Below are 11,414 nucleotides of genomic sequence, written 5' to 3' on the forward strand. Positions count from 1 at the left end.
TGGGTCTACACGAAACGACAGTGCGTTTTCGTAACGGCTTCTTCAACGTGCCGTTGCCGAGAGGATGTTCAAGGAACGAGGCCAGCTTTGGGTCTTCGTTCCTGCCTACCTCACGCCATCACCCCTCTCCCCTCCGGGGAGAGGGCAGGGTGAGGGGCCGGGCGGAGCGCAAGGCCAAATCTTGCCGGCGTAGGTTGGGGTGAGCCGCAGGCGAACCCCAACACCCGCACCTTCACGCGCCTTGCCACGTTGGGGTTCGCTACGCTCACCCCAACCTACGCCGGCGTCGCGGGGTGTAACGCCGCGCTCCGCCCGAACCCTCATCCGGCTGCCGCCACCTTCTCCCGGGGGAGAAGGGGTTCAACCTGAGAAGCTGAGGTAGAACGCACCCCTCAAGCGGGCCTCAGTTCTTGAACGTCCTCTCGGCAGCGGCACGTTGAAGTACGCGTTACGTAAACGCACTGCCGTTTCGTGTAGACCCAGGTTAATCAGGTTACCGCAGCCGCCCACTGCTCCTTCTAGTCGCGTCGCGAGCCTTGGCTCTCAGGCCATTCTCTCTTTGGTTACTTTCTCTTTGGGCCAGCAAAGAGAAAGTGACCCGGGCGCCGGCAGGCGCACGGAATGCCCGCTGCATAAGCGGCCAAGTCGCGACAACCCCACCTAGTCGCTACTGGATCCCGGCCCACGCCGAGATGACAAGCTAAAACGCGCCACCAGCAAGCAACACTTGCGACATCAACGCCCGCAGCGCCGCCGGCGCCGCCGGCTTAGGCAGGAACCGTAAGCCCGCCTCCTGCACGCGCATGCGCGTCTGAGCATCCTTCTGCGCGGAAAGCACAATAGTCGGCGGCCGCGCCCCCCAGCACTCAACCAGCCGCGGCAGCAAATCCAACCCAGTGACATCGTCACCCAGCTGATAGTCGAGCAACAGCAAATCCGGCGCCCCGCCAGCACGCGCCAGCGCCACCGCGCCCTCCGCGCTATCGATCAGCGTCGCCTCGCACCCCCAGTGCCGCAACAGCGCGCCGGTAGCCTCGCGCACGCGTGGCGCGTCATCCACGCACCACACCCGGCAACCGCGCAGCGGCGAATCCTCATCGCCAGCGACCGCCATCGCGGCAGGAGCCGCCGCCACCCCCGCCGGATCGCCAAACGGCACCGTCACCGAAAACACGCTGCCGCGCTCCGGCCACGAGCGCAACCCGATGCGGTGATCGAGCAATCGCGCAATGCGATCCACGATCGACAAACCCAATCCCGCGCTGCGCCCATCGCGATCGATACCGGTATCGAGCCGGCGGAACTCCTCGAAGATCGCCTGCCGCTTCGCCTCGGGAATACCCACGCCGGTATCCCACACCTCGATGCGCAAGCCGTCATGCGCGCGGCGGCAACCGAGCAGCACGCGACCGCGCGGCGTGTAATGGATCGCGTTCGACAGGAAGTTCTGCAGCACGCGCCGCAGCAGCAGCGGATCGCTGTGCACCGTGGCATGGCAGGGCACGTAGTGCAGCACCAGGCCGCGCGACTGCGCCAGGATGCCGAACTGGCGCGCCAGGCCCGTAAGCAGTGGCTCCAGCGGTACGTCCACCGGCTTCGCGGTCAGCGCACCGGCTTCCAGGCGCGCGATATCGAGCAGGCTCGCCAGCAGCTGGTCCTGCGCTTCCAGCGCGCTCTCCACGCGGTCGGCCAGGCCGCGATCGTCGCCGCCGGGCAGGCGGCCGCGCAGCACGCCCACGTACATGCGCGCCGCATTCAGCGGCTGCAGCAGATCGTGCACGGCCGCGGCCACGAAGCGCGTCTTGCTGCGGTTGGCGCGCTCGGCTTCGGCCTTGGCCGCCTCGAGGTCGTGCGTGCGCTCCTCGATGCGCTGCTCCAGCGTGGTGGCGAGGTTGCGCAGGTCGCGCGCCGCCGCCTTGTACGCGGTGATGTCGGCGAAGCTGGTGACGAAGCCGCCGCCGGGCAGGGGATTGCCGCGGATTTCCAGCACGCTGCCGTCCGGGCGTTCGCGCTCGAACATGTGCGCCGAGCCGCTGCGCATGTGATCCAGGCGGCGCTGGATCGCTTCTTCCACCGAACCCGGCCCGAGCCGGCCCAGCCGCGCGTTGTGGCGCAGTACCTCTTCGATCGGCATGCCGGCGCGCAGCAGGCCGGGCGGGAACTTGAAGATTTCCTGGTAGCGGGTGTTCCACGCCACCAGGCGCAGATCCTTGTCCACCACGCTCACGCCCTGCGGCAGGTGTTCCAGGCTGGCGTTGCGGCTGGCCGCGGCTTCCGCCGCATGCACCACGCTGTCCTGCGCCGAGCGCAGCTCGCCGGTGTAGTGGGTGACCAGGCGTTCCAGTTCGGCGCGGCTCTGCAGGCGGTGCTGGATCAGACGGCGGCGCTGCTGCAGGAACAGGCCCAGCAGGATCAGCGGCGCCCAGGCGCCCGCGGCCACCGCAGCGGCCAGGCGCGCGGTGGCGAGGCTGCCGGCGGCGCTGCGCAGCAGGTGCAGGGTCCAGCCTTCCAGCGGCAGGTTCAGCGAGGTCCACAGCCGCGTGCCGCGATCTTCCGGCTCGACGATGCGTACCAGGCGGCTGCCGTCGCCCAGTTCGTCCAGCACGCGATAGACGGCCGGACGCAGCGGCTGGTTTTCGTATTGGCGGGTCGCTTCCATGCGCGCGGCTTCATCGGGCTTGAGCGCGGCCAGTTCGCGGAATTCCCATTCGCGCTGGTTGGTGAGGAACACCACGCCGGCCTTGTCGCTCAGCAGCAAGGTGCCTTCGCCGTGCAGCCATTCGCGTTCCAGCTCGCCCAGCGGCACCTTCACCGAGATCACGCCGATCACTTCGCCGCGGTTGCCTTTCACCGCTTCGGCGATGAAGTAGCCGGGCACGTGGGTCGAGATGCCCACCGCATAGAAGGTGCCGACGCCGTGGGCTACCGCACCCTGGAAATACGGCCGGAAATCGTAGCGGTGGCCGACATTGCTGCTGGGCTCGCGCCAGTTGTTGGCAGCCAGCGCCAAGCCGTCGCGATCGAGCAGGGTGAGCGTGGACGCATGCGTCACGCCGTTGGCGTGTTCCAGCTTCAGGTTGAGGTAGTGCTGCATGGTGGCGTCGGGCGGCGCCAGCAGGGCGGCGCGCAGTTCCGGGTCCAGCGCCAGGGTGCCGGGCAGTACGCGGTAGCGGTCGATCAGGCGCTGCAGGGCCAGCGATTGCAGCTGCAGCTGCTGCGCGCTGTCCTCGGCCATGCGGCCCAGGCTCTGGCGCAGCGCGATGCGATAGGTGAGCAGGGCGGACAGCGCCATGCCGGCGGCCAGCAGCGCGGCGATGGCGAGGGTCTTGCCGTGGCGGAAACGGATGGCCATGGAAGGTAAAGGAGCGCCTTGGTCGCGGCGGCCTTCCTGGCTGCGCTGAGGGTCAGTCCTCGACAATGCGCGAATGCCGCCGGGTGTCGCGCATGCCTATGTATACCAGCAGGGAACAGGCGATGCAGGCGGTGACGTACCAGTAGAAATAATCCTCGTGGCCGATCTTCTTGAACCACAGCGCCACGTATTCCGCGGTGCCGCCGAACACCGACAGCGCCAGCGCATAAGGCAGGCCCACGCCGATGGCGCGGATCTCGGTGGGAAACAGTTCCGCCTTCACCACCGCGTTGATCGAGGTATAGCCGCTGACGATGATCAGCGCGGCCATGATCAGGCCGAACGCCTGCCACCAGTCGTGCGCTTCCTTGAGCGTGGACAGGATGGGGTAGGTGAGCAGCGCGCCCAGCACGCCGAAGCCGATCAGCAGCGGGCGCCGGCCGATGCGGTCCGACAGCGCGCCGAAGGCCGGCTGCAGCAGCGCGTAGACGAACAGCGCCGCGGTGGAGATCGAGGTGGCGTCGGCCTTGCTCATCCCGGCCGAGTTCACCAGGAATTTCTGCATGTAGGTGGTGTAGGTATAGAAGGCCAGCGTGCCGCCCATGGTCAGGCCGATCACCGTCAGCACTTCGCGCGGATGGCGCATCAGGGTGCGCAGCGGGCTTTCCGCGTGCTTCGCCCGCTTGAACGAGGACGTCTCGTCCATGTTGCGGCGGATGATCACGGCGATCACCGCCAGCAGCGCGCCGATCAGGAAGGGAATGCGCCAGCCCCAGTCGTGCAGTTGCTGGGTGGACAGCACGAATTGCTGCAGCACCACCAGCAGCGCCAGCGCGATCAGCTGTCCCGCCACCAGGGTCACATACTGGATGCTCGACCAGAAACCGCGGCTTTCGCGCGGCGCCATTTCGCTCAGGTAGGTGGCCGAGGTGCCGTATTCGCCGCCGATCGACAAGCCCTGCAGCAGGCGCGCCAGCACCAGCAGGATCGGCGCGGCCACGCCGATCTGCGCATAGCCGGGCGACAGGCCGATGATCAGCGAGCCCAGGCTCATCATGAACACCGACAGCAGCAGCGCCGCCTTGCGCCCGCGACGGTCGGCGAACGTGCCGAGCAGCCAGCCGCCGAGCGGACGCATCAGGAAACCGACGGCGAAGATGCCGGACGTATTGAGCAGCTGCGTGGTCTGGTCGCTGGCCGGAAAGAACACCTGGGCGAAGTACAGCGAGAAGGCCGAATACACATACCAGTCGTACCACTCGACCAGGTTGCCGATCGAGCCGCTGAAGATCGAACGCAGGCGCTTCCCGGCCGTCATGGCGGGCGCGCGTGCGATCAGTCCGGCGGTGGTGCTGCTCATGCTGCGGCTCCCGTTGCTCAGAAATACACCTGGGCGCGCAGCTCGAGCACGTCCGGATCCTGGCGTTTGCCCAGGTGGGTGGAGTGCGCCTTGACGTAGTTCGCCTGGAACTTGAAATGCTGGGTCAGATACCAGTTGGCGCCGAAGGTGAGGTCGTGTTCGCGGCCGCCGCGCACCTTGCCGTCGTCCAGGTCCAGCGCGCTGTAGCGCAGCAGCAGTTCCACCGCGCCCCAGGGGCCGCGCGGCTTGATGTTGGCGACGTTGCCGGCGGTGTAGGGGCGCGACTCGCCGGTGAGCACGTAGCTGCCGAACACGTAGTAGCCGTCCGCCGTGTAGTCGGCCAGGCCGTCGGTGCGCTTGGTCTGCGCCTGCAGGTATTCGCCCTGGAACGACAGCGGGCCGTGGATCCACAGGCCTTCGAAGCCGAGGCGGCGATTGCTGTCGACGTGGGTGAGCGAGCCGGAGTCGATCAGGCGCACGGTGGTGAGGCCTACTTCGGGGCGCGAACGCCAGCGTGCCGAGGGCGAGTGATAGACGCCGCGCCCGTCGGTGGTGCCGTCGGGATTTTCGATCGATGCGGACAGGCCGAGATGCACCACGTCGCCTTCCTGCTTGAGCGGCGTCCACGCGGCGCGCGCGGCGACGGTGGTGCCGTCGTTGTCGCCTTGCAGGTCTTCGCCGAAGTAGTAGCCGACATTGACCAGGTAAGTGGGGCGCTCATAGGCCCAGTCGACGCCGGTGCGGCGTGTCTCGTAGAAGGCCTGCAGCGGCAGCGCGATCTCCACGAAGCTGTCATTGCGCGCGCTGGTGACGCCTTCGAAGCCCACCGGCAGCTTGCTGTAGCCGAAGCGCAACTTGCCGTAGTCCTGGCCGAACAGCCATTTGGTTTCCATGCGCCAGTACACGTCCAGCCATTGCTTGGACTGGAAATCGAAATAGACCAGCGCGTCCCACTCGCCCTTTTTCTTGGCGGTGAAGCCGAGTTCCTTGCGGCGGTTGGTGTGCGAGTCCTCGATGGTGTCGCTGTGGCGCACGTCCATCCAGTCGTACTGGTAGTTGCCGTACAGCGCCCACTCGGTGCCGTCGCCGGTGGTGTACTTGATCGGCCAGTTGTTGATGTCAGCCGCCCGCGCCGCCGGCACCAGGCCCAGCGCGCACAGCATGACGGCACTCAGGGACTTGATCGGGAAGGTGTTCATCGCAGCCTCGTGGATGGCGGGTAGGGCCGGCTCAGCCGGCATCGGTAAGCAGGGGAGCCTCGTCCGCGGCGGGCGAGGGCGGGCGGCCGTCGAGCGCGGCCTGCAGGCTGGCGTGGTCGAGTTCCTTCTCCCAGTGCGAGACCACCACGGTGGCCACGCCGTTGCCGATGATGTTGGTGATCGCGCGCGCTTCGCTCATGAAGCGGTCGATGCCGAGGATCAGCGAGAGGCCCGCGACCGGCACCGATGGCACCACGGCCAGGGTGGCGGCCAGCGTGATGAAGCCCGCGCCGGTGACGCCGGAGGCGCCCTTGGAGGTGAGCATGGCAACCGCGAGCAGGGTCAGCTCCTGCGTCAGCGTGAGTTCCACGCCCAGCGCCTGCGCCACGAAGATCGCGGCCATGGTCAGGTAGATATTGGTGCCGTCCAGGTTGAACGAATAACCGCTCGGCACCACCAGGCCGACCACCGACTTGGAACAGCCCAGGCGCTCGAGCTTCTGCATCAGCGGCACCAGCGCCGACTCCGACGAGGAGGTGCCCAGTACCAGCAGCAGCTCGTCGCGGATATAGCGCAGGAATTTGAAGATGCTGAAGCCGGTGGCGCGCGCGATGGCGCCCAGCACCACCACCACGAACAGGATGCAGGCCAGGTAGAAGCTGCCCATCAGCTTCAGCAGCGGCCCCAGGCTGTGCACGCCGTACTTGCCGATGGTGAAGGCCATGGCGCCCATCGCACCCAGCGGCGCCAGGCGCATGATCATGCCCATGATGCGGAAGAACACCTTCGACAGCGCTTCCAGCAGGTTCATCACCGGCTTGGCGCGTTCGCCCAGGTGGATCATGGCGAAGCCGAACAGCAGCGCGAGCAGCAGCACCTGCAGCAGGTCGCCGTCGCCGCTGAAGGCGTCGGTGAAGGTCTTGGGGATCAGGTGCAGCAGGAAGGCGACGGTGCCTTGCTCGTGCGCGGCATTGGCGTACTTGGCCACCGCGGCGGCATCGAGCGAAGCGGGCGTGGCGTTGAAGCCGGCGCCGGGCTTGAGCGTATTGACCACCACCAGGCCGATCACCAGCGCGAAGCTCGACACCACTTCGAAATACAGGATGGCCTTGGCGCCGACGCGGCCGACTTTCTTCACGTCGGAGACGCCGGCGATGCCCAGCACCACGGTGAGGAAGATGATCGGCCCGATCAGCATCTTCACCAGCGAGATAAAGCCGTCGCCGAGCGGTTTCATCGCCACGCCGGTCTCCGGCGCGTAATGGCCGATCAGCCCGCCCGCGACGATCGCGGCCAGCACCCAGAAGTAGAAGCGGCGGAAAAACGCAGGCATGACGGCATCCCGGTGGAGGGTGTCCGGGAGCTTGTCAGGCGGGGGGCGGGGGGCAAATAACACATACCTACTAGGCTCGGCTCTTTGCCCCCTCTCCCCTCCGGGGAGAGGGTTGGGGTGAGGGGGCGGGCGGAGCGGTGAGCGGAAGGCCGAGAAAGCTCAAAAGCTTTTCTTCTCTTCGTACCAGCGCCACCGCGAGCACCCACCCCTCATCTGCCTGCCGGCATCTTCTCCCCGGAGGGGAGAAGCGTGCATCGGCATGCGTTACGGGAACAATTGATACGAGAACGTCAGGTCATACCGCGTATGCCGCGCCAGGTTGTCCTGCGTCTTGTCGCCCACCGGCTGCGCGGCGGAGACGTCCACCGTGTAGTGCTTGCCGTCGGTCAGGCGCAGGCCCAGCGCGGCTGTCTGCAGCTTGTCGGCGGCCGGGCGCGCGCCATTGAGATACACGCGCGCCATCTGGCCCAGCACGTACGGAGTGAGCACCTTCACCCATTTGGCGTTCACCTTGAACGGCCGGTTGAGTTCCAGCGAGGCGCCCCAGCCGCTGTCGCCCGATACCGAGCCCGGGTCGTAGCCCAGCGCGAAGCGCGGTCCGCCGAAGCTGATCTGCTCGGTCGACGGCAGGCGATAGTGGCTGTACTGGCCCACCACGCTGGCCACTGTCACCAGGTGAGCCGGCCAGGTATCGCTCTGCATTGCGTTGAGGTTGTAGCGGGTGAAGCGCACGTCGGTGGGATTGGCCACCAGCGCGCCGGGGATATTGGTAAGGCCACGGCTGCCGGCGCCGAGCATGTCGAAGCCCTGGGCGATGCCGATGCCGAGCTTGCGCGTGCGTTTTTCGCCGGTCTGGGTGAAGTCCAGTTCGCTGTGCAGCACGCGCACGTCGTTCTTCAGTTCCAGTTGCGCGCCGTTGATCAGGTTGCGGTACTTGTCGTTCTGGTTGGAACCGTACAGGCCGGCGCCCAGCATCAGGCTGCGCGTATTGCTCAGCAGCAGCGGGTAGCTGAGGCTGAAGTCGAGGCGGTTCTGTGAAAGGCGATGGCGCAGATACGACGGCAGCTGGTTGTCGATGTCCGGGTTGCCGTAGTAGCTCGAGGCGTTGAGCCGGCCCATCAGGCCGCTGGAGCCGAGCATCTGCGCATAGCCGGCGCTGTAGAACTGCTGCTTGCCGCGGCCGGGCGGGTAGAGCACCGAGCCGGTGAGCTGTTCGGCCAGGGGCGTCATGCCGTTGAGCGTGCCGGCGAAGATGCCCTGCACGCCGGGGTGGTTGGTGTCGATGCCGGTGCTCATGTCGTAGCGCTGGCGCTTCACCTTCAGCTTCAGGCGCGTGGCGCCGTCGGTGGTGGTGGGCGCGGGGATGTCGGCGTCGATCTTGGCGCCGGGCAGCATGCCCAGCGTCTGGATATAGCGCTCGAAGGTGCTGCGGCGCAGGGGGCGGTCGGCGGTGATGTGGCTGGCGATGGCGCGGATCTTCCGCTCCATGTTGCCGGGGGCGCCGCCGACGTCCACTTCGGCCACATAGCCTTCCACCACGCTGACCTTGACCACGCCGTCCTGGAAGTTCTGCGCGGGAATGAAGCAGAACGACAGCGCGTAGTCGCGATCCTGATAGAGCTTGGTGCAGGCATTGGCCGCGGCGACCAGGTCGGCGATGCGCACGGTCTTGCCGGTGAGCGGCTTGAACAGCGCGGCCACCTGGTCGAACGGCACGGAGTGCACGCCGTCGATGTCGATGCGCGTCGGCGCGAGGGTGAGCGCCATCAGCGCGGCGAGCTGGTCGTTGCGCTGCTGCTCCACGTTGAGCGTGACGCTCGGTTGCCGCGTGGGCGCTTCCACGCGCGGCAGGGTCTGCAGGGGATTGGGAACCGGAGGACGACTCTGCGCCCAGCCCGTGGTCGAGGCTGCGGCGGCGGTGGCGAACACCAACCATCTCCTCATGCGATGACGCTCCTTCGTGTCGCTGGATCTTCACTGCACACGGCCAGTGTGCAGCGAAGCGATGCCTCATGCGAAGAGGCGGCCCTGCGGCCGCCTCTCCGTTGCCGCTTACTTCTTCAGCAATCCGCCCAGCAGGCCCCCGTTGTTGTTCGAGGTGCTGCCGCCGGTGCTGCCGACGCCGGAGGTCACGCTGCCCACCGTGCTGGTGAGCGAGCCGACCAGGCCGCTGACCGGGTTGCTGCCGGTGCCCGACGTGCCGCCGGATACGGCTCCGGTGATCGGCGCCGTCACCGTATTCACCAGGCTACCCAGTCCGCCCAGGCTGCCGGTGCCGGCCGTGGCGTTGGTGCCCAGTGGCACGGTGGTGGCGCTGGCGACCGTGTTGACCACGTTGCTCAGGCCCTGCGTGACCGGCTGCAGCGGACCGTTGACCGTATTGGTCACCGCGCCGCCCAGATTGGTCACGCCGCCGCCCACCTGGTTGACCGCCGAAGCTAGCGTGCTGGTCAGCGGGTTCAGGCCCGACAGCTGGCCGCTGCCAAGGCTGCCTACCACGCCGGCCACGCCGCTGGTGGTGGCACCCACGCCGGAGACCACGCCGCCGGTGCTGGCCAGCGTCACGCCGACCGGGTTGGCGATGCTGCCCGCCTTGCCCAGGCCGTTGCTGAGGCCGCCGCCGAGCGCGCTGACTGTGCCGCCGACGTCGCTGACGGTATTGCCCAGCGCGACGGTGGTCGGATTGCTCAGGCCGCCCGGCAGGGAGGTGCCGAGCGAAGCACCGATGCCGCTGAGCCCGTTGCCCAGGCCCGTGGCCGCGCCGCCGCCCGCCGTCGACACGGCGGCGACGAGGTTGGTCGGATTGCCCGTCGCGCTGCCGTTCTGGCCGACCAGGGCGATCGGCGTCAGCGTATTGCTCAGCGTCTGCGTCAACTGCTTCGGCAGGCCGCTGGCGAGCTGGCCGTTGAGGCCAGTGTCGAGCTTGCTGACGTCGGTGCCGACGGTGGACACCACGTTGCCGACCAGCGAAGTGATCGGCGTGATCGGCGAGCCTTGGAACGCGCCGGCTGCCTTCACGGTGCCGCCGAGGCTGGTCACCGCCTGGCCAAGATCGCCGACGGCGCTGCTCGTGCCGAGCACCGTGGTACCGACTGGATCGCTGGTGTTGCCGATCTGGCCGAGGCCGCTCTTCAGGCCGTTGCCGACGTCGACCACGGCTTCGCCGGTGTTGGTCACCACGCCCGCCAGGCCCTGCGTCACCGGCGTATTGCCCAGGATGGTGGTGTTGGGAATCTGCTGGCCGATGCCGACGACGGTGTTGCCTACCGCCGTGACGATGCCGCCACCGCCGGTCGCCACCGCGCCGACGACACCCGTGGGTGCAGGTGTGCCGGTACCGCCGCCACCGCCTCCGGTGCCGCCGCCGCCGCCATCTCCACCGCCACCGCCGGTGCCGCCACCGCCGCCGCCGGTGCCGCCACCACCGCCGCCGGTGCCGCCACCGCCGCCACCGGTGCCGCCACCGCCGCCACCGGTGCCGCCACCGCCGCCACCGGTGCCACCACCGTCGCCGCCAGTGCCACCACCACCGCCGCCGGTGCCGCCACCGCCGCCGCCAGAACCATCGCCGCCACCGCCGGAACCACCGCCATCGCCGCCACCGGCGCCGCCGGGATTCACGACGCCGCCGCCGCCTCCGGATTTATAGGAACTGTGACCCGAGCAGGCCGTCAGCGAAATGCCGGCGGCCAGCATGCAGGTAATCAATAGGGTCTGCTTCAACACGGTGCTCACATGTCGCTTACTCATCGCCATTTCCTCCGAGAAACGCAACCGAGTCGCTGGTAATAGGGCTTCCGAAGGGGCACGCGCGCCGCCCGATTCCGTCCTGGATCCAGGCAGATGATTAATGCCGCGTGTGTCGTTTCCGGATTAGCCACTCCCCTGTCCCAGTGGCATGTGCGCGTCGTTTCCCCATGCCCATCCGAGCACCTCAACGCGCGTTGCTGGGCGAGGCCGATACTCTGTGAAGAAATGTGAAAATAGCGTGTTAATTCCGGATTATTTTTGATATTCGCATGATTTGTTTCTCAGTGCCGGAAACACATTTGTGAAGGACGGGTATTTGGCATTTTCCATGCTTTATGGATTTTAATGCCTATGCTTATTGCATCGTTCTAATAAGCCTTTTGGCCTAATACCCGCCAAGTCCATTAATCCCTTCATTCG

Annotated in this window: 6 protein-coding genes; all 6 read right to left on the bottom strand. The window is 67.2% G+C overall.

Features of this window, described 5'->3' with window-relative positions:
- Positions 1 to 700 precede the first annotated feature (700 nt).
- Positions 701 to 3,352, bottom strand: a complete 2,652-nt coding sequence (locus FHW85_RS12945) for a PAS-domain containing protein (protein ID WP_168648504.1) — start codon at positions 3,350 to 3,352, stop codon at positions 701 to 703.
- Between the two features lie 52 nt (positions 3,353 to 3,404).
- A complete protein-coding gene (locus tag FHW85_RS12950; protein WP_167258475.1) occupies positions 3,405 to 4,712 on the bottom strand; it encodes an MFS transporter in 1,308 nt (435 codons plus the stop codon).
- A gap of 17 nt (positions 4,713 to 4,729) precedes the next feature.
- Entirely contained in the window at positions 4,730 to 5,875 is a 1,146-nt protein-coding gene (locus FHW85_RS12955) for a porin (protein WP_168648616.1), read from the bottom strand.
- A 67-nt stretch (positions 5,876 to 5,942) separates the two neighbouring features.
- A complete protein-coding gene (locus FHW85_RS12960) occupies positions 5,943 to 7,244 on the bottom strand; it encodes a dicarboxylate/amino acid:cation symporter (RefSeq protein WP_167258473.1) in 1,302 nt (433 codons plus the stop codon).
- 264 nt (positions 7,245 to 7,508) lie between these two features.
- Positions 7,509 to 9,188 (bottom strand): ShlB/FhaC/HecB family hemolysin secretion/activation protein, encoded by a 1,680-nt coding sequence (locus tag FHW85_RS12965; protein WP_168648505.1) that lies wholly within the window; start codon positions 9,186 to 9,188, stop codon positions 7,509 to 7,511.
- A 108-nt stretch (positions 9,189 to 9,296) separates the two neighbouring features.
- Positions 9,297 to 10,994, bottom strand: a complete 1,698-nt coding sequence (locus FHW85_RS12970; protein WP_168648506.1) for a collagen-like triple helix repeat-containing protein — start codon at positions 10,992 to 10,994, stop codon at positions 9,297 to 9,299.
- Positions 10,995 to 11,414: the final 420 nt, after the last annotated feature.

Origin of the sequence: Dyella sp. SG609 (assembly GCF_012275375.1) — a bacterium.
Lineage (GTDB): Bacteria > Pseudomonadota > Gammaproteobacteria > Xanthomonadales > Rhodanobacteraceae > Dyella_D > Dyella_D marensis.